Source organism: Pseudomonas sp. LBUM1652, from assembly GCF_059716105.1.
The window spans coordinates 520,453-539,544 of record NZ_CP166804.1 but is presented as its reverse complement, the minus strand read 5'-3'; the positions used below and the strand labels follow the sequence as shown (position 1 = coordinate 539,544).

The following is a 19,092-nucleotide window of genomic DNA, read 5'->3' as shown; positions in this document are numbered from 1 at the left end:
CGAACAAAAGTTATAAATAGCTGAAATTTCTTCTTCTTTGGCACCCAGCATCAAACTTTCACCTTTTTCAGATGGCAATCGACCAACCTTAACGATTATTCTCACAACGCAGTCAGAGGCCACAAGCCTTTCATCTGTAGTTTTACTACTCGTCTATACATTCGAAAGGCTGAAATGCCGGAAGATTTGTAGTAAAACTACACGCCGCCGGAACAACCTGTCGGCAATCCAAGAATTTTAAATCGTCTGCCCACAAGGCCAGTCGCAAACTCAGGCAACCGATTCTGGAAGCCTTTCCGCCCTGGAGCAAGCCATGCAAGACCTCGATCCCGTCGAAACCCAGGAATGGCTGGACGCCCTGGAATCGGTTCTCGACAAAGAAGGCGAAGACCGTGCTCACTATCTGATGACCCGTATGGGTGAACTCGCGACCCGCAGCGGCTCGCAACTCCCTTACGCCATCACCACGCCTTACCGCAACACCATCCCTGTTACCCACGAAGCACGCATGCCTGGCGACCTGTTCATGGAACGCCGCATTCGCTCGTTGGTACGCTGGAACGCGATGGCCATGGTAATGCGTACGAACCTGAAAGATTCTGACCTGGGTGGTCACATCTCCAGCTTCGCTTCCAGTGCGACCCTGTATGACATCGGCTTCAACTACTTCTTCCAGGCCCCGACCGACGAACACGGCGGCGACCTGATCTACTTCCAGGGCCACACCTCGCCAGGCGTTTACGCCCGTGCGTTCATGGAAGGCCGCATCACCGAAGACCAGATGAACAACTTCCGCCAGGAAGTCGACGGTCAGGGCCTGTCGTCCTACCCGCACCCTTGGCTGATGCCCGACTTCTGGCAGTTCCCGACCGTATCCATGGGTCTGGGCCCGATCCAGGCGATCTACCAGGCACGCTTCATGAAGTACCTGGAACACCGCGGCTTCATCCAGCCGGGCAAACAGAAAGTCTGGTGCTTCCTTGGCGACGGCGAGTGCGACGAGCCGGAATCCCTGGGCGCAATCTCCCTGGCCGGCCGCGAGAAGCTGGACAACCTGATCTTCGTCATCAACTGCAACCTGCAGCGCCTCGACGGCCCGGTTCGCGGTAACGGCAAGATCATCCAGGAACTCGAAGGCGTGTTCCGCGGCGCTCAGTGGAACGTGACCAAAGTCATCTGGGGCCGTTTCTGGGACCCACTGCTGGCCAAAGACGTCGACGGCATCCTGCAACGCCGCATGGACGAAGTCATCGACGGCGAGTACCAGAACTACAAAGCCAAAGACGGCGCGTTCGTTCGCGAGCACTTCTTCAACACGCCTGAACTCAAGGCAATGGTTGCAGACCTGTCCGACGACGAGATCTGGAAACTCAACCGTGGCGGCCACGACCCGTACAAGGTCTATGCGGCGTACCACGAAGCGGTCAACCACAAAGAACAACCAACCGTCATCCTCGCCAAGACCATCAAGGGTTATGGCACCGGTGCCGGCGAAGCGAAGAACACCGCGCACAACACCAAGAAAGTCGATGTCGACAGCCTGAAGTTGTTCCGCGACCGCTTCGACATTCCGGTAAAAGACGAAGAGCTGGAGAACCTGCCGTTCTTCAAGCCAGAGCCAAACAGCGCCGAAGCCCGCTACCTGAGCGAGCGCCGCACTGCACTGGGCGGTTTCGTACCTCAGCGCCGCGCGCAGAGCTTCAGCGTGCCGACGCCGGATCTGGACACCCTCAAAGCCATCCTCGATGGTTCGGGCGACCGTGAAATTTCCACCACCATGGCCTTCGTGCGGATCCTCGCGCAACTGGTCAAGGACAAGGAAATCGGCCCGCGCATCGTTCCGATCATCCCGGACGAAGCCCGTACCTTCGGTATGGAAGGCATGTTCCGTCAGTTGGGCATCTACTCGTCCGTCGGCCAACTCTACGAGCCAGTCGATAAAGACCAGGTGATGTTCTACAAGGAAGACCAGAAAGGTCAGATCCTTGAAGAAGGCATCAACGAAGCGGGCGCCATGAGTTCCTTCATCGCTGCCGGTACTGCGTATTCCAGCCACAACCAGCCGATGCTGCCGTTCTACATCTTCTACTCGATGTTCGGTTTCCAGCGTATTGGCGACCTGGCATGGGCCGCTGGCGACAGCCGCACCCGTGGTTTCCTGATCGGCGGCACCGCCGGCCGTACCACCCTGAACGGTGAAGGCCTGCAGCACGAAGACGGTCACAGCCACCTGCTGGCTGCCACCATCCCGAACTGCCGCACCTACGATCCAACCTACGGCTACGAGCTGGCGGTGATCATTCAGGACGGCATGAAGAAGATGACCGAAGAGCAACAGGACATCTTCTACTACATCACCGTGATGAACGAGTCGTACCAGCAGCCAGCCATGCCGGCCGGTGCCGAAGAAGGCATCAAGAAAGGCATGTACCTGCTCGAAGAAGACACCCGCGATGCGGCACACCACGTACAGCTGATGGGCTCCGGCACCATCCTGCGCGAAGTGCGTGAAGCGGCGAAGATCCTGCGTGAAGAGTTCAACGTTGGCGCCGACGTGTGGAGCGTCACCAGCTTCAACGAACTGCGTCGCGACGGCCTGGCCGTAGAGCGCAGCAACCGTCTGAAACCAGGCCAGAAGCCTAAGCAGAGCTACGTCGAAGAATGCCTGAGCGGCCGTAAAGGTCCGGTCATCGCGTCCACCGACTACATGAAGCTGTTCGCTGAGCAGATCCGCCAGTGGGTACCGTCCAAGGAATTCAAAGTCCTGGGTACCGACGGTTTCGGCCGTAGCGACAGCCGCAAGAAACTGCGTCATTTCTTCGAAGTCGACCGTCATTTCGTGGTGTTGGCAGCCCTGGAAGCACTGGCTGACCGTGGTGATATCGAACCTAAGGTCGTGGCTGAAGCCATCACCAAGTTCGGCATCGACCCGGAAAAACGCAACCCACTGGACTGCTGAGGAGAAACCCTGTGAGCGAACTCATTCGCGTACCTGACATCGGCAGCGGTGAAGGTGAAGTAATTGAACTGTTTGTGAAGGTCGGCGACCGTATCGAAGCCGACCAGAGCATCCTGACCCTGGAATCGGACAAGGCCAGCATGGAAGTGCCGGCCCCGAAAGCCGGCGTCATCAAAAGCCTGAAAGTGAAGCTGGGCGATCGTCTGAAAGAAGGCGACGAACTGCTGGAACTGGAAGTCGAGGGTGCTGCTGAAGCAGCCCCTGCGGCTGCCGCTGCACCTGCTGCAAAAGCTGAGGCCAAACCGGCTGCCGCTCCTGCTGCTGCCGCTCCTGCCGCTGCACCTGCTGCCGCTTCGGTTCAGCAAGTGCACGTGCCGGACATCGGCTCGTCGGGCAAGGCTCAGATCATCGAGATCCAGGTCAAGGTCGGCGACACCGTCGAGGCTGATCAATCGCTGATCACCCTGGAATCCGACAAGGCCAGCATGGAAATCCCGTCGCCTGCCGCTGGCGTGGTCAAAGCCATCAGCGTCAAGCTCAACGACGAAGTCGGCACTGGCGACCTGATTCTGGATCTGGAAGTGGCGGGTGCTGCGGCCCCTGCTGCGGCCGCTCCGGCTCAGGCTGCTGCGCCAGCCGCTGCTGCTGCGCCTGCTCCTGCAGCAGCCCCGGCTGCACCGGTGGCTGACAGCGTTCAGGACATCCACGTTCCGGACATCGGTTCGGCCGGCAAGGCCAAGATCATCGAAGTGCTGGTCAAGGCTGGCGACACCGTCGAAGCCGACCAGTCGCTGATCACCCTGGAATCCGACAAGGCCAGCATGGAAATTCCATCGCCTGCCGCTGGCGTGGTGGAAAGCGTTTCCATCAAGCTGGACGACGAAGTCGGCACCGGCGACCTGATCCTCAAGCTGAAAGTCAAAGGCGCGGCGCCTGCTGCTGCCCCGGCTCCAGCTGCCGCTGCGCCAAGTGCTCCAGCGCCAGCCGCTGCTGCTCCGGCTGCCGCTGCACCTGCTGCTGCCGCTCCGGCCGCCGCTCCAGCCAAACCTGGCGCGAAAGTTCACGCCGGCCCTGCCGTGCGCCAACTGGCCCGTGAGTTCGGCGTTGAGCTGAACGCTGTCGGCGCTAGCGGTCCACACGGTCGCATTCTGAAAGAAGACGTGCAGGTTTACGTCAAAGCGATGATGCAGAAGGCCAAGGAAGCACCGGCCGCTGCTGCTGGCGCAACCGGTGGCGCGGGCATCCCGCCGATTCCGGTCGTCGACTTCAGCCGTTTCGGCGAAATCGAAGAAGTGCCGATGACTCGCCTGATGCAGATCGGCGCGTCGAGCCTGCACCGCAGCTGGCTGAACATCCCGCACGTGACTCAGTTCGATTCGGCTGATATCACCGAGCTGGAAGCGTTCCGTGTTGCGCAGAAAGCCGTTGCAGAGAAGGCCGGCGTCAAGCTGACCATCCTGCCGCTGCTGCTCAAGTCCTGCGCACACATGCTCAAGGAGCTGCCGGACTTCAACAGTTCGCTGGCGCCAAGCGGCAAAGCAATCATCCGCAAGAAATACGTCAACATCGGCTTCGCCGTCGACACCCCGGATGGCCTGCTGGTACCGGTCATCAAGAACGTCGACCAGAAGAGCCTGTTGCAACTGGCAGCCGAAGCCGCTGCGCTGGCTGCTAAAGCCCGCGACAAGAAGCTCACCGCTGACGACATGCAAGGCGCCTGCTTCACCATTTCCAGCCTCGGCCACATTGGCGGCACCGGCTTCACGCCGATCGTCAACGCGCCGGAAGTGGCGATCCTTGGTGTTTCCAAGGCAACCATCCAGCCAGTCTGGGACGGCAAAGCCTTCCAGCCGAAACTGATGCTGCCGCTGTCGCTGTCCTACGATCACCGTGTGATCAACGGCGCTGCTGCCGCACGCTTCACCCAGCGTCTGGGCAGCCTGCTGGCGGACATCCGCACCATCCTGCTGTAATCCCAAGCGGCCCTCCGGTAACGGAGGGTCGCTTGTGCTCCACGTTTTCGAGCGCCACACGCTCGTACCTCAACCCCGTCAATTGACGGGGTTTTTTTTGCCTGAAAAAAACCACGCTTGGTTTTTTTCCTACAGGTTTTGCTGATATCAGCCACAACCCAAGTCGGCTTCACACCGATCTTTTTTATCTCCCGCGCAACTAACCTTGGCACGCAATAGTTGTACAACTGCAACTTGTACACATTCATATTTATTCAGCAACCATTCGAATGGATTCGACATGTTAAGACCTACTATCGGCCCTATTATTGGCCATACCACAACTAACCACGCACGCATATTCATTCGCGGCGACCGACAAAACAACGCCACTGTGTTTGGCGCAATACGTTATCGCGCCTCCGGAGCGCAACAATGGTCACCCGCACTCTTTACCAAACTTAGCGAACTTCGTGACATATCAGAAGTTTTCGCACTCAACAACTTGAGCGGCGATACCGAATACGAGTATCAGGCAGGCTGGTTCAGCCCGATGAGTCCGGTTCACACCCAGGACAGTGTCGCGGAGCTACCGCTGCAGTGGCCCAGGGAGATCTACCGGTTCCGCACCCGCTCCAGCAAAGCCTTGCAGGCGCGGGCCTACATCGTCGGCTCTTGCCGCTACTTGCGCATGACCGCAGGCATTGCTTCGCTGCCGCAACTCGGCGACCGGATCTTCGCCTCCATCAATCAATTGATTGAAGGTGCGCAACCGCCGATCAGTGCAACGTTAATGACCGGCGATCAAATCTATGCCGATGACATGAATCTGATTGCACCGGATCGCGAATATAAAGACATACTTGAAAAATACCGAGCAGCCTTCTCCCAGCCCAACATTAAACGACTGATGTCCGGCACCTCTACTTACATGATTCTTGATGATCATGAAATCGAAGATAACTGGCCTGCCAATGCCAGCAAGTCCGACGACAACCTTTACCGCAATGCCATGGCCGCCTATGAGTTGTATCAAGCCAGTCACAGCCCGGTACATCCACTCACAACTAACGGTCAGATTGATCGCTCGGTACTTGAGCATTACTGGTATCAGTTCAGCGACGGCGATATCGAATGGTTCGTAACCGACAGTCGCACCCGCCGTAACTTGTCGGCCGATGATCGACGCATCCTCGATGAGGCTCAGGAACACGCGCTGCTCAAATGGCTGATCAACAGCCCCGCGCGGGTCAAGTTCGTGGTCACCAGCGTGATGTTCTACCCGGATCGCAAACTGCATGGCGATGACGCCTGGAAAGCCTTCCCGGAACAACGGCTGCGCCTGCTGGAAACCATCCGCGCTCGGCAGATCAAAAATGTCGTGTTCATCTCCGGCGACGTACACGGCTCGCTGACCGCGCGCCTGACCCACAGCGAAGACCCGGACTTCGAAGTCCACACCATCGTTTCTTCGCCGCTGTGCAACAGCAAACTATTGCCGTATGCCAAGGCCTCCACGTTCATTCTCGATCAGCCACTGGTGCACACGGCTGCGGGCGATTACCGACATGAGCTGACCAGCCAAGTGGTGAGTGAGGACAATTTTGCCCACGTGGTGGTCGAGGCTGATCAGATTTTGGTCAATTACCATGATCGCAATGGCAAAAACCTGCAGTCGATCGTCATAAAACTACGTTAAACCTTAAAAGATCGCAGCCTGCGGCAGCGCTTACACGGAACGCATTCCACTCCAGGCGCTGCCGCAGGCTGCGATCTTTTGCTCTTTTCCATCAGGCGCTGGAGAAATACCCGATGCAGCCGACACATTCTTATAGCACTTGGCCTTCATCACTCTTGTCAGTCAGTGCCGCAATGATGCAACCTTGCCGCAGGCAACAGTAAAGAGGGCGAGAGCCCGGCGCGTTCAGCATATTTCCAAGCGAGTTCCCTTCATGAAGAGCCAGCCCGATGCCGCCAGCCGTATGGTGGCCGAGGTAGTGACGCAGTTGCCTGTGCCCTCGCGGCTCGGCATGCTGCGTTTCGAGCGCTTGAATGAAGCCAGTTGGGCAATGCTGTTTCTTGATCCCAATTGCGAACGCCAGTTCGGCCAACCCGCCGTTGAGCTGTGTGCGCTGGTCGGCTCACCTTATGCCAGCCTGATGGAGCCGGAAGCACGCTATCAGCAGCATGATGCGATCCAGCAGCAACTCGCCAAAAGTCCGCATTACCTGGTGCGCTACACCCTGCACACCGCTGCGGGTGCGCTGAGCATCCTTGAACTGGGCGAAGCCTATAAACAGCACAATCGTCATCTGCTGCGTGGTTATCTGCTGGCGGTCGATGACGTATTCGACGAAGCGCCGCTGCTGCCCTCCGTCGACCTCGAAACCCAGAACTCCCGCCTGCAAATCGCCCTTGAACTGAACCAGCGCGCCCAGCAGGAACAACTGCAGCACCTCGAACGCGTGCGCGCCCAGCAAGATCTGATTCTGCTGCTCGCCCGCCAGCGCTACAGCACCCAAAACTCGTTGCAAGAAGCCGCCGAACTGATCACCCGCTGCGCCTGCGATATCTACGAAATCGACTGCGCCAGCCTGTGGAACCTTGAAGGTCAGCAACTGCTGCCAATCTCGGCTTACCACCGCGCCACTCAGGAATACATCCTGCCGGACGTGATCGACATCAGCAGCTTCCCCGATTACATGGAAGCCCTGCACAGCAGCCGCGCCATCGACGCGCACAACGCGATGCGTGACCCGCGCACCCGGGAGATGGCCGAAGCCCTGCGCCCGCGCGACGTCAATGCCATGCTCGACGCCAGTATTCGCGTCGATGGCCAAGTGGTCGGCGTGTTGTGCCTGGAACAGACCGGTGTGACCCGCGCCTGGCAGTCCGATGAAATCGCCTTTGCCGGTGAACTGGCCGACCAGTTCGCCCAGGTCATCAACAACCACAATCGCCGCACCGCCACCAGCGCCCTGCACCTGTTCCAGCGGGCGGTCGAGCAAAGCGCCAACGCCTTTTTGCTGGTCAACTGCGATGGCGTGGTCGAATACGTCAACCCAAGCTTCACCGCGATTACCCAGTACACCACCGAAGAAGTCCACGGCCAGCGCCTGTCGGAACTGCCGGCCCTGGAAAACCTCAGCGAACTGCTGTTCGACGCGCCCTCGGCGCTGGCCAAGAGCAACAGTTGGCAGGGCGAATTCAAGAGCCGCCGCAAGAACCTCGAACCGTACTGGGGCCAGTTATCGATCTCCAAGGTTTACGGCGACAACCGCGAGCTGACGCATTACATCGGCATCTACGAAGACATCACCCAGACCAAACTGGCGCAGCAGCGCATCGAGCGCCTGGCCTACACCGACAACCTGACCAACCTCGGCAACCGCCCGGCGTTTATCCGCAATCTGGACGAACGCTTTGCCCGGGATAGCGATACGCCGATCAGCCTGTTGCTGGTCGACATCGACAATTTCAAGCGGATCAACGACAGTCTCGGCCACCAGACCGGCGACAAACTGCTGATCAGCCTCGCCCGGCGCTTGCGCAACAGCCTGAGCCCGAGCGGCAGTCTCGCCCGCTTCGCCAGTAACGAATTCGCCGTGTTGCTCGACAACACCGACCTTGAAGCCGGCCAGCAGATCGCCAGCCAATTGCTGATGACCCTCGACAAGCCGATGTTCGTCGACAACCAGTTGATCAGCGTCACCGGCTCCGTAGGCCTGGCCTGTGCGCCGCTGCACGGTCGCGATCCGCAGACCCTGATGCGTAACGCCGGTTTGGCGCTGCACAAGGCCAAAGCCAACGGCAAACATCAGGTGCAAGTCTTCACCGAGGCGCTGAACGCCGAGGCCAGTTACAAACTGTTCGTCGAGAACAACCTGCGCCGTGCCCTGACCCAGAACGAACTGGACGTGTTCTACCAGCCCAAGCTGTGCCTGCGCAGCGGTCGTCTGCTGGGCATGGAAGCGCTGCTGCGCTGGAACCACCCGGAACGCGGCATGATCCGCCCGGATCAGTTCATCAGCGTTGCTGAAGAGACCGGCCTGATCATCCCGATCGGCAAGTGGATAGCCCGCCAGGCCTGCCGCATGAGCAAGGCGTTGACCGCCGCCGGCCTGGGCAACCTGCAAGTGGCGATCAACCTCTCGCCGAAACAGTTTTCCGACCCGGATCTGGTCGCCTCCATCGCCAACATCCTCAAGGAAGAAGCGCTGCCGGCCAATCTGCTGGAGCTTGAGCTGACCGAAGGCCTGCTGCTGGAAGCCACCGAAGACACGCACTTGCAACTCGACCAGCTCAAGCGTCTGGGCCTGACCCTGGCCATGGACGACTTCGGCACCGGTTACTCGTCGCTCAGCTACCTGAAGAAATTCCCGATCGACATCATCAAGATCGATCGCAGCTTCATCCACGAAATCCCCGACAACCAGGACGACATGGAAATCACCTCCGCCGTGATCGCCATGGCCCACAACCTGAAACTCAAAGTTGTGGCAGAAGGTATCGAGACCGCCGAGCAACTGGCGTTCCTGCGTCGCCACCGCTGCGACGTCGGCCAGGGCTACCTGTTCGACCGGCCGATCCCGGGTGCCGAACTGATCCAGGCACTCAAGCGCTATCCGCGCGGCCCGCTCTGCCTGTAACCCCTCCCCCGTAAGAAACCCGCACATTTTGACTAGTGATTAACTGGGCATCATTGGGCACACTGGCGGTCTGACTTTTTACATCCCATCCTGACTGAGAGGAACGATCATGGTTCTGCGCTCGGAAATTCTGGTGAACAAAAACGTGCTCCCGACTAAAGAACAAGCTCTGCCCGGCCGCGAAACCGCGATGACCCTGCCTGAAAAGCACTTCGTCTTCGAAGAAACCCCGCTGCTTGGCCCGTTTTTCCAGGACGTCGATTTTGCGATTTTCGGTCTGGGTTGCTTCTGGGGCGCAGAACGTCGCTTCTGGCAACGTGAAGGCGTGGTCAGCACCGTGGTCGGTTACGCCGGCGGGTTCACACCGAACCCGACCTACGAAGAAGTCTGCTCGGGCCTGACCGGCCACGCTGAAGTGGTGCTGGTGGTGTATGACAAGGCGCAAGTCAGCTACGAAGAGCTGCTGGCGATGTTCTGGGAACTGCACAACCCGACGCAGGGCATGCGGCAGGGCAACGATATCGGCACGCAGTACCGCTCGGTGATCTATGCGACCAGCCCGGAACACCTGGACGCAGCGCTGAAGAGCAAGGCGACCTATCAGGCTGAACTATCGAAGGCGGGCCTGGGTGAAATCAGCACCGAGATCGAACAGGCGCCAACCGTGTACTTCGCCGAGGCGTATCACCAGCAATACCTGGCGAAAAACCCTGAAGGCTACTGCGGGATCGGCGGCACCGGCGTGTGCATGCCACCGAGCCTGGCGGGTAATTAAACCCCTTTGCTGATCGTTCCCACGCGGAGCGTGGGAACGATCACTCAGTGATCAACTCTCGGCAATCAACCAATCCATCTGCCACCCACCCTGAGTCTGCCCAAGCTTCTTGGACAACCACGGCAGCAGCTCACGCAATTCTTCCTCCAGCCCCCACGGCGGATTGGCAATCGCCATCCCCGAACCGTTCAAGCTGTTCGGCGTATCCAGCGGATGCACCAGCAACTCCACGCGCAACAACTTCGGCGCACCGGTACCGGCCAGATCCTGATAGAAACGACGCAGCGCACGCTGATCCTTCACCGGATACCAGATCGCCGCCACGGTTTGACGCATCCGGCCAATGGCCTCTTTCATCGACGCCGCACACCGCTGCATCTCATCGAGCTGTTCGAACGGCGGATCAATCAACATCACCGCACGCTTCTCCTGCACCGGCAGCATCGCCCGCGCCACATGCCAGCCCTCGCCGAGATGAACCTTCACCCGACGATCGCCAGCCATGTTGTCCTTGAGCAGCACGCCGTCTTCCGGGTGCTTCTCGTTGAGCATCACCCGATCCTGCGGCCGGGTCAGACGCCGCGCCAGCTCCGGCGAGCCCGGGTAATAGCGCAACTGGCCATCCGGGTTCATCTCGTGCAGCACTTTCATGTAGTCGGCGGTCAGCGCCGGCAGGTCCGGCTGATCCCACAAGCGCGCGATGCCTTCCAGGTACTCGCCGGTACGGTTGGCCTGATCGCCCTGCAAGTCATACAGACCGATGCCGGCGTGGCTGTCGAGATAGGCAAACGGCTGCTCCTTGCGCGACATCAGGGCGATGAGGCGGGTCAAGGTCAGGTGTTTGAACACATCGGCGTGATTGCCGGCATGGAAGGCGTGACGATAATTCATGATTGCTCCTGCGAAGGCCGCGAAGTTTACCTTTTACCGGGCGGCAAGTCAGGGGGTGGCGGCCGAGCGGCCTCTTACACGTCAAGAATCTGGCCCAATACCCGTGGCGAGGGGATTTATCCCCGATGGGCTGCGCAGCGGCCCCAATTCTGCCGACGTGGTGTGTCTGGCGCATCGCGATGACAGGTCATAGGGCCGCTTCGCTGCCCATCGGGGATAAATCCCCTCGCCACAGGTCATTTATCTCGCTTAACTGACAGGTAATAGCCGACAGGAAGTCAAACCCATCACGTAACGGAATCACGCAGAGCTGGGCGAAGTCGCTGAGGATCATCGAGTCGCACTCGATCGAGCCGCGCATGCACAGGTTTTCCAGCACTTGGACGACGGTGCGGATGCGGTGGTTGGCAGCGACCGTCCACTCCTCATCGCGACAAAAGCAACATAAAGAAACATCTTCCTACTGAATTCACGTCGTTCCAATCGCAGAGGGAATGCGAAGATCCGTCTCACTTAAAACCTGTAAAGAGGGAAATTTACATGGGTAGAAAGGTGATCGGAATCGGTGCTCCAACTTCAACAGGAGGCTCGGTACTGGAAGGAAACGTCGGAATTAACATTGATTACGCCGTGAGCACTTCGTCCATCGGACACATAGCCAGTTGCCCTGTATGCCCTCCTGGCAAAGGCCCCATCGTCGCTGTCGGACCAAGAACAGTCACTCTACCTGCAGGGCCGGTTGCGCTAGAGGGCGATTATGTAGCGTGTGGTTGTCCACCGAAATCCAACACTGTTCTCTCTGGTCAATCATCCGTTTTTGGCGGCGGCGAACACAGCGCTGCGAGCTTCTCAGCCATCATCCCTTTGATCCCCAAACCAAAGAGTATTCAACGTATTACGTTTTCATATGGGGAGAGCCAGATTCCGGTCGACTCGGTTTCTCGCTTCTACACCGACCTGAATATTCATGTAAAAACTTCGGGTTACTCACCCGGCGAGATCGTTAGTGTGACGATCACGGGTGCAGCAGAAAAAACTCTGTCCGGCCTCGTGGGGGCGAAAGGTATAGCGATTATTCCAAACGCTTTTCAAGGTGAAGTCTTCGACATGGAAGGTGAAGTCTAATGGCTCAGCTCAATATCAGCTCAGGTGGCGTAACCACTAACATCGTCGTAAAGCGTCCAAAATTCAGCACTCTGTGGACTGCTTACGCGGAAGTTGGCCTGAAAAGCTCAATTGATGTTTATGCGCTTGTTGGGGGTAACGTTGAGGCAGCCCGAGCAGAAAAGCCTGACGCTTACGCGAACGCTTGCGCACTGAGGATAAGCAGGGGATTTAATTATGGTGGATACAAAATTCCGAAAGGAACGATCATTCCGAGCAAGTCCATTTATCGTCTGGCCGGTGCAGACCAACTCCCCTACATCATGAAAGTCGCAGATTTTCTGACGTTCCTGAAACACAACTGGGGCGCTCCGGATCGCGAGCTAAAAATGAGTGAGGCAGATTTCATCAATGGCAAGAAAGGCGTGATTATCATGGAGATCACGGGATGGCTCGATGCTACGGGTCATGCGACTTTATGGAATGGCAGCACCACCGGAGACAACAGCGACTACCATCGTCCGGATAGCGACACTTACGACCGGCCAGGCGTAAAGCTGGAAAAGATCAACTTTTGGGAGTTAAAGGGATGAAATTCCAACTAATCATCGCATTGAGCGTTTTGGGCCTTTCTGGCAATGCCCTAGCGAGCGAAGTTGACGTGAACAGTGCGAGGACTTCATTGAAGAATTACGGACTCGCCAACTGTATTTCAAGTCAATTCAAAAATCAGTCCGATATTAAGTCGGATATCGGACTTGCTATCGGCGCTTACTCCGCCATGGGGAAAGGGCAACACGCAATATCGCAGAATGAAGATACGCTTGAAGTCATCCATGACCCTTATGCGGAAACCGAAAAATTCATGACTGACGCATATGCGAAGGCTTCTTCTACCAGCAAGCAGTCGGGCAAAAATGTTGTGTTTTATTCTTGCCTCGAAATTTACAACTCACCTGCCTTCGAAGCATTTATCAAGTCGCAGGATGCGTATATCTCAGACTGATTACGCGCTCAACGTTGCCTCAACGTCAAAAGATCGCAGCCTTCGGCAGCTCCTACAGATGATCCCGGGTAGGCGCTGCCGAAGGCTGCGATCTTTTGATTTTGCTTCTGGAAACTCAGGAAGGCATCGCGCGCAACCGCTTGCCGATGACATCGAGTACATCACAGCCGTCGCGCAACGGGATCACGCAGAGCTGGGCGAAATCGCTGAGGATGACGGAGTCGCATTCGACCGAGCCGCGCATGCACATGTTTTCCAGCACTTGGATCACGGCGCGCAGACGGTGGTTGGCGGCGTCCATGAGGATGTCGAGGGGGACGTGGGTATCGATGAACAGGGTGGGCATGTCGCTGCAGTTGCCGGTGAGGGCCATGAAGCGGTTGTCGGGATGGGGGATGATTTTTTCGTAGGGTGGATCGGGATGCAAAGTCGTCATTTTGTTATCTCCATGATTGATAAACGTAAGTCGCCAACGCACCTTCCTACAGGTTTGGGTGGCAGCTGTGCGCAAGAGTAGGAACCGAGCAATCATGGACCTCGGTCACGCCGAAGCGTGTCCCACGCACAGCCGCCGCGAACGATCTTACGGACTTGAATCAAGTGCCGCAAAAATCCAACGAACTGTAACGTCATGAAAGCGAGGGTTCCTACACCCTGCCACCGCTATCGCAGTGACAACGAAAAGACTATCCCTGCAACCCTTCGCCCACCAGTTCATGAAAACCGCCGCAACTCGAAGGAAACGTCCGAGGCCTTCGCCCGGAAATGTCACTCCAACTCTGCCAGCAAATACGCCAACAACGCCGATTGCGACGATTCTTCCGACGTTGAACGCTGAAAAAACTGCCCGATCTTGCAGCGCAAAACCGCCTCGGGAAACGCCTCGAACAATGCCGGATGCTCCTCGCTCAGCCACTGCACAACGTTACCGACTCGGACGTCATCCCCCGCCGAAGCCAACACCGAATCAGGCACCGCCCACCAAGGAAACACCCGCCTCGAAACGGGCGACCGTCCGCCGATTTCCAAGGCCTGACCATTGATCAGTCCGCGTGAAATTACTGGCAAAAGCTGCGCCGCTTCCACCGCATCGGACTGCAAAATCGGCAACAAAAACCGCCCATCCCAAAACCGGAAAAACACCGCTTTCCCGTCCGGCATCAGCACCTGCGTCAGGCTGCGAAAGTGCTCGACCACCACTTCCAGGCTCGCCGAAGACACCGCCAACCAGCCCCAGTCACGGAACTCGGTAGCCGCCACCCAATCCAGAAACTCACTGTCCGCCGCGACAATTCCCACATAGGGCATCACCGCGTCCCACTCGGCGTAAATCGTGTCCGCCCAGATCGGATTCGACGTCATCAGGGGCGGTTTGGCATCGCTGGCGTTACTGAAGATCGCGAACAACTGCTCCGACGGCTTCAACGGCTGACGCGCCAGCCATGCGCGGGGCTCAACAAAGTCAGGTTGCACAGACACCGTCCTTGCAACGCTCACATTCTTCGCAGAATGGCGCATCACCTTTGAAACTCATGATTTGCGCGGCCGTCAGCATCGCCGCCGGCGCTGCCGCCAATGTATCCGGCAACCCCGGCACACTCGGCGCGGCACTCATCGCTGCCATCGGCGCGCCACCCACAACAATCGGTACGCTGCTGAAAATCCCGCCGGGGCCGATGTTGATCCACTGCCCGCCGGCCTGAATCGTCGCGCTGGCGCCGCCATCGATCACCACTTGCTGGCCGGCGCTGACGTGGAATTGCGCACTGGCACTGGTCGCCTGGTTGCTCACGCGGATATGCCGATCGCCCGCCACCGTCAGATGATCGTTCTGTTTGATTTCGGTCTGGCGCTGGCCGTGGGTGATGCGTTGTTCATCAGCCTTCAATTCATGCTTGGCCATGCCCGTGACGACGATGCTGCGCTGGTTATCGACCTGTACCTGCTGATCGTGCAGCACATGCTGGGTCCAGTTGCGTTGGGCGCGCAGGTAGATTTCCTCGGCGCCCTTTTTGTCCTCGATGCGCAGTTCGTTATAGCCACCGCCACCGGGGCTGCTCTGACTGCGGAAGATACTGCGGGTCTTGTCGGCGGGGAGATCCAGCGGCACCGGGGTGGCGGCATTGGGCAAGCAGCCCATGACCAGCGGTTTGTCGGCATCGGCATCGATGAAACCGACCAGCACTTCCATGCCGACCCTCGGGATCAGCACGCTGCCGTAACGGTCATGCGCCCAACCGGTGGCGACGCGCAGCCAGCAACTGGAATGCTCGTTGAGTTCGCCGTCGCGATCCCAGGCCAGTTGCACCTTGACCCGGCCAAACTCGTCGCAGTGGATTTCGCTGTCCCGCGGCCCGGTGACCACTGCGGGCTGATAGCCGAGCATGCGCGGCTTTTCCGGCCCCAGGGCTGGCCGGAAGAACGCGTTCCACGGCGTCGCGAGAAAGGTATTACGGTAACCCTGGAATGCTTCCCCATCGCTGGTCACCGACTCTTCCAGCACTTGCGGCTGTCGACCACGGTGTTCGATGGCAGTCAGTAACCAGAGATCGTTCCAGTCGTTACGCGGATGCTCGGTCAGTTGCAGGAAATGTCCGCAAACCAGCGCGGATTCGTCGCTGATGCCCTCGGCCTGACGGTAATCGGCGACATGCCTTTCAAGCGCTCGTTGGGCCAGGTGTTTGCCGGTGTCACGATCATTGAATTGGCCGGGAAAGTGGTAGTCCTCCAGCACCGGGCGCAGCTCGCCATCGATGCGGCTTTCAAGTTGCAGGCGCGGTTTTTCGAAGTTGTAGTCGCGCCGGGTGACCACGCTGGTGCGGGTTTCCACGCGCACATTGAAGCGCTTGATTGCCGGCGCCCCGGCCGACATGCCGCTACCGGGCAGATAAAGCGTTGGCTCTGCCAATCGCGGGAACACGGTTTGATCGTCGCCAAACACCAGCAGATGTCCGTCGGGGCTGTGCTGAAAGTGGTAGTGAATGCCGACTTCGGCACACAGGCGCTGGATAAACGCCAGATCGCTCTCGGCGTACTGCACGCAATACTCACGCTCCGGGTAGTCGCTGCCGAGGCGGAATTCGAAGGCGTCGCGCAGGATCGCGTGATCCTTGAGGATCTGCGCCACGATCTGCGGCACGCTTTGGTGCTGGAATATCCGCTGATTGATCCGGTGTCCGAGGTAAGTCAGACGCGGGACAAGGCTGACGTGATAGCGCGTCAGACGTTTCCCGGAGTCGCCCTGCCCGACCTGATAAATCTGACCGTGAACACCGGAACCGTCGGCATCAAAACTAAGAAACGCCTGACAGTGCAGCAGGCTTTCGAGATCCAGGTCCGGCCGTTCGCTGACCAGTTCCAGTTCGAAACGAAAGGGTTGGCTGATGGCTTCCTTGCCCGTGAACTCAAGGACTTTGAGGTCATGCTGGGCGCCTTCGAGGGTCAACGTGAAACGCGGTTGATTGGCAGGCGCGAACATCCGATGTCTCTCTGCAGAATGAGGGCGGGCGATTCTGCATGAGGGGCGAGGGGTGTTGAGCGGGTGACGGGAAAATCAGATTTGCCCTACTTTTACTGTCGAATAGTCCTCCGAAAATCGGCGCATCCGACTACAGACACAAGCCCTAAAAACAACATCGCCCAACTGTGGGAGCGAGCCTGCTCGCGAAGGCGGCGTGTCAGTCGCCGAATTTATTGAATGATCAATTGCATTCGCGAGCAGGCTCGCTCCCACAGGGTGATCTGCGGTGAGTCAGACAAATATCACAGACACAAAAAAACGGCCCGCCTCCTTGTAGGAGACGGGCCGTTTGTTTGTGAGCCTAAGCTCAATGCATCACTTGTTCAGGTGGAAATCTTTTTCCGCCGCTTCGAAGCGCTGCACCATGCCTTTGGATGGCTCGCCCATCTTGCTGACGATGAAGATGGCCAAACTGGCGAAGATGAAGCCCGGGATGATTTCGTACAGACCCATCACTTCCCAGTGTTTCCACGCCACCACGGTGATCGCGCCGACCAGGATACCGGCCAGTGCGCCGTCGCGGGTCATGCCTTTCCAGATTACCGAGATCAGCACAACCGGGCCGAACGCAGCACCGAAACCGGCCCAGGCGTAAGACACCAGACCCAGCACACGGTTATCCGGGTTGGCAGCCATTGCGATGGCGATCAGTGCAACCAGCAACACCATGGCGCGGCCGACCCAGACCAGTTCGGTCTGCGAAGCGGATTTACGCAGGAAGGTCTTGTAGAAGTCTTCGGTCAGGGCGCTCGAGCACACCAGCAACTGGCAGCTCAGGGTGCTCATGACGGCAGCCAGAATGGCCGACAGCAGCACGCCGGCAATCCATGGGTTGAACAGCAGTTTGGCCAGCTCGATAAACACGCGCTCGTGGTTCTCGGTCACGGGACCGGCAACTTCCGGGTGGGCCGAGAAGTAAGCGATACCGAAGAAGCCCACGGCTACAGTGCCGCCCAGGCACAGGATCATCCAGGTCATGGAGATGCGACGGGCGTTGGCAATCGACTTCACCGAGTCAGCGGCCATGAAACGCGCAAGGATGTGCGGTTGACCGAAGTAGCCCAGACCCCAGCCCAGCAGCGAGATGATGCCGATGAAGGTGGTGCCCTTGAGCATGTCGAAGTTGCTTGGGTCGTTGGCTTCGATCGCCAGGAACGTGGTGTCGACGCCGCCGGTAGCCAGCAGGACGATGATCGGCGTCAGGATCAGCGCAAAGATCATCAGCGTGGCTTGTACGGTGTCAGTCCAGCTCACCGCGAGGAAACCGCCCACGAAGGTGTAGGCAATGGTCGCTGCAGCACCGGCCCACAACGCCGTCTCGTAGGACATGCCGAAGGTGCTTTCGAACAAGCGAGCGCCAGCGACGATGCCGGAAGCGCAGTAGATGGTGAAGAACACCAGAATCACGATCGCCGAGATGATCCGCAGCAGGCCGCTTTTATCTTCGAAACGGCTGGCGAAGTAGTCTGGCAGGGTCAGTGCATCACCGTTGTGCTCGGTCTGCACACGCAGACGGCCGGCGACAAACAGCCAGTTCAGGTAGGCACCGACGATGAGGCCGATGGCGATCCAGCTTTCGGACAGACCGGACATGTAGATGGCGCCCGGCAGGCCCATCAGCAACCAGCCGCTCATGTCGGAAGCACCGGCAGACAAAGCCGTGACGACGCTGCCCAAGCTACGGCCGCCAAGAATATAGTCAGAAAGGTTGTTGGTGGAGCGATAGGCCATGAGGCCGATCAGCACCATTGCTGCGATGTAGATCACGAACGTGATCAGTGTTGGATTGCTTACGCTCATTGAGTTACGCCCTGGCTTTGTTTTTATGTAGCAGCGGTGGTGAATCGCGCACAAACGAGGATGTTTGGCAGACGATTCCGGATCCCGCGCATTTAGGACTGATGTTTCCCCAGGAAAGCCACCAGCCGGTACACCGGATTTCCCGGTTGCACCTTGGGCGCGAATGCTATGCAACAAATCAAATAAGGTGCAACCAGTTTCGAGCGAATAAGTTGCACCTAGTCGGATTTCCTCCTGAAAGCGTCGTTCTTGCTCCCTTTTAGCGCAGTCATGCCGGTTTCTCAGAAGCAAATGCACCTAGTAAGAGCAGCACTTTCGTACCAGAAAATAATTCCTGACGAGCTGCTTATTATTCCGACAAAAAAAGGGTTGCACCCGGTTGCACCTCTTTCAGCGCACGGCTAATCTTGCGGCCAGCTGATGCCACGCAACTGTG

13 protein-coding genes and 1 pseudogene are annotated in these 19,092 nt (G+C 58.2%); 8 read left to right on the top strand and 6 right to left on the bottom strand.

Translation table 11 applies throughout. The features are described from left to right. Positions 1-313: 313 nt before the first annotated feature. The 5 genes from aceE to msrA all read left to right on the top strand — a co-directional run bounded on the left by aceE (position 314) and on the right by msrA (position 10,335). The gene (aceE, locus tag ACA069_RS02445) at positions 314-2,959 is read left to right on the top strand and encodes a pyruvate dehydrogenase (acetyl-transferring), homodimeric type (protein ID WP_497616173.1); all 2,646 of its coding nucleotides are present in this window, start codon (positions 314-316) and stop codon (positions 2,957-2,959) included. An 11-nt stretch (positions 2,960-2,970) separates the two neighbouring features. After that, positions 2,971-4,932 carry a dihydrolipoyllysine-residue acetyltransferase gene (gene aceF / locus ACA069_RS02440; RefSeq protein WP_497616171.1) on the top strand — a complete coding sequence of 654 codons (1,962 nt, stop codon included), beginning with the start codon at positions 2,971-2,973 and terminating at the stop codon, positions 4,930-4,932. A 280-nt stretch (positions 4,933-5,212) separates the two neighbouring features. Continuing rightward, entirely contained in the window at positions 5,213-6,610 is a 1,398-nt protein-coding gene (locus tag ACA069_RS02435) for an alkaline phosphatase D family protein (protein ID WP_497616169.1), read from the top strand. A 253-nt stretch (positions 6,611-6,863) separates the two neighbouring features. Next, complete coding sequence (locus tag ACA069_RS02430) at positions 6,864-9,560, top strand: sensor domain-containing phosphodiesterase (RefSeq protein WP_187677942.1); 2,697 nt, start codon at positions 6,864-6,866, stop codon at positions 9,558-9,560. Positions 9,561-9,669: 109 nt separating this feature from the next. Further along, entirely contained in the window at positions 9,670-10,335 is a 666-nt protein-coding gene (gene msrA, locus ACA069_RS02425) for a peptide-methionine (S)-S-oxide reductase MsrA (protein ID WP_497616168.1), read from the top strand. A gap of 51 nt (positions 10,336-10,386) precedes the next feature. Here the strand turns inward: msrA and ACA069_RS02420 are convergent, their stop codons facing one another. Together ACA069_RS02420 and ACA069_RS02415 are read right to left on the bottom strand one after the other, a co-directional pair. After that, the gene (locus tag ACA069_RS02420) at positions 10,387-11,226 is read right to left on the bottom strand and encodes a 23S rRNA (adenine(2030)-N(6))-methyltransferase RlmJ (RefSeq protein ID WP_150593982.1); all 840 of its coding nucleotides are present in this window, start codon (positions 11,224-11,226) and stop codon (positions 10,387-10,389) included. A 187-nt stretch (positions 11,227-11,413) separates the two neighbouring features. Then, positions 11,414-11,638 (bottom strand): annotated as a pseudogene (locus ACA069_RS02415) (hypothetical protein); the annotation flags it as partial. A 128-nt stretch (positions 11,639-11,766) separates the two neighbouring features. On the opposite strand from ACA069_RS02415, the gene ACA069_RS02410 reads away from it, so the two are divergent. The 3 genes from ACA069_RS02410 to ACA069_RS02400 are packed head-to-tail and all read left to right on the top strand — an operon-like array spanning position 11,767 to position 13,336. Next, the gene (locus ACA069_RS02410; protein ID WP_095138066.1) at positions 11,767-12,351 is read left to right on the top strand and encodes a PAAR domain-containing protein; all 585 of its coding nucleotides are present in this window, start codon (positions 11,767-11,769) and stop codon (positions 12,349-12,351) included. Next, positions 12,351-12,923, top strand: a complete 573-nt coding sequence (locus ACA069_RS02405; RefSeq protein WP_497616165.1) for a type VI secretion system amidase effector protein Tae4 — start codon at positions 12,351-12,353, stop codon at positions 12,921-12,923. Before ACA069_RS02410 ends, ACA069_RS02405 begins: the two co-directional genes overlap by 1 nt. Then, positions 12,920-13,336 carry a T6SS amidase immunity protein Tai4 family protein gene (locus ACA069_RS02400; RefSeq protein WP_095138064.1) on the top strand — a complete coding sequence of 139 codons (417 nt, stop codon included), beginning with the start codon at positions 12,920-12,922 and terminating at the stop codon, positions 13,334-13,336. Before ACA069_RS02405 ends, ACA069_RS02400 begins: the two co-directional genes overlap by 4 nt. A gap of 115 nt (positions 13,337-13,451) precedes the next feature. Here ACA069_RS02400 and ACA069_RS02395 read toward each other — a convergent pair whose 3' ends face one another. The 4 genes from ACA069_RS02395 to putP all read right to left on the bottom strand — a co-directional run bounded on the left by ACA069_RS02395 (position 13,452) and on the right by putP (position 18,656). Further along, on the bottom strand, positions 13,452-13,772 hold the full coding sequence (locus ACA069_RS02395) for a hypothetical protein (RefSeq protein ID WP_497616163.1): 321 nt from the start codon (positions 13,770-13,772) through the stop codon (positions 13,452-13,454). 332 nt (positions 13,773-14,104) lie between these two features. After that, entirely contained in the window at positions 14,105-14,809 is a 705-nt protein-coding gene (locus ACA069_RS02390) for a DUF4123 domain-containing protein (protein ID WP_497616162.1), read from the bottom strand. Beyond that, complete coding sequence (locus ACA069_RS02385; RefSeq protein ID WP_497616161.1) at positions 14,799-16,814, bottom strand: type VI secretion system Vgr family protein; 2,016 nt, start codon at positions 16,812-16,814, stop codon at positions 14,799-14,801. Before ACA069_RS02385 ends, ACA069_RS02390 begins: the two co-directional genes overlap by 11 nt. Positions 16,815-17,171: 357 nt before the next feature. Next, positions 17,172-18,656 (bottom strand): sodium/proline symporter PutP, encoded by a 1,485-nt coding sequence (putP, locus tag ACA069_RS02380; protein WP_187679643.1) that lies wholly within the window; start codon positions 18,654-18,656, stop codon positions 17,172-17,174. Positions 18,657-19,092: the final 436 nt, after the last annotated feature.

What these genes read in the sequence shown, in the direction of transcription:
- aceE (WP_497616173.1), top strand. Translation starts at nt 314, where the DNA reads ATGCAAGACCTCGATCCCGTCGAAACCCAGGAATGGCTGGACGCCCTG.
- ACA069_RS02435 (WP_497616169.1), top strand. Translation starts at nt 5,213, where the DNA reads ATGTTAAGACCTACTATCGGCCCTATTATTGGCCATACCACAACTAAC.
- ACA069_RS02430 (WP_187677942.1), top strand. Translation starts at nt 6,864, where the DNA reads ATGAAGAGCCAGCCCGATGCCGCCAGCCGTATGGTGGCCGAGGTAGTG.
- msrA (WP_497616168.1), top strand. Translation starts at nt 9,670, where the DNA reads ATGGTTCTGCGCTCGGAAATTCTGGTGAACAAAAACGTGCTCCCGACT.
- ACA069_RS02420 (WP_150593982.1), bottom strand. Translation starts at nt 11,226, where the DNA reads ATGAATTATCGTCACGCCTTCCATGCCGGCAATCACGCCGATGTGTTC.
- ACA069_RS02410 (WP_095138066.1), top strand. Translation starts at nt 11,767, where the DNA reads ATGGGTAGAAAGGTGATCGGAATCGGTGCTCCAACTTCAACAGGAGGC.
- ACA069_RS02405 (WP_497616165.1), top strand. Translation starts at nt 12,351, where the DNA reads ATGGCTCAGCTCAATATCAGCTCAGGTGGCGTAACCACTAACATCGTC.
- ACA069_RS02400 (WP_095138064.1), top strand. Translation starts at nt 12,920, where the DNA reads ATGAAATTCCAACTAATCATCGCATTGAGCGTTTTGGGCCTTTCTGGC.
- ACA069_RS02395 (WP_497616163.1), bottom strand. Translation starts at nt 13,772, where the DNA reads ATGACGACTTTGCATCCCGATCCACCCTACGAAAAAATCATCCCCCAT.
- ACA069_RS02385 (WP_497616161.1), bottom strand. Translation starts at nt 16,814, where the DNA reads ATGTTCGCGCCTGCCAATCAACCGCGTTTCACGTTGACCCTCGAAGGC.
- putP (WP_187679643.1), bottom strand. Translation starts at nt 18,656, where the DNA reads ATGAGCGTAAGCAATCCAACACTGATCACGTTCGTGATCTACATCGCA.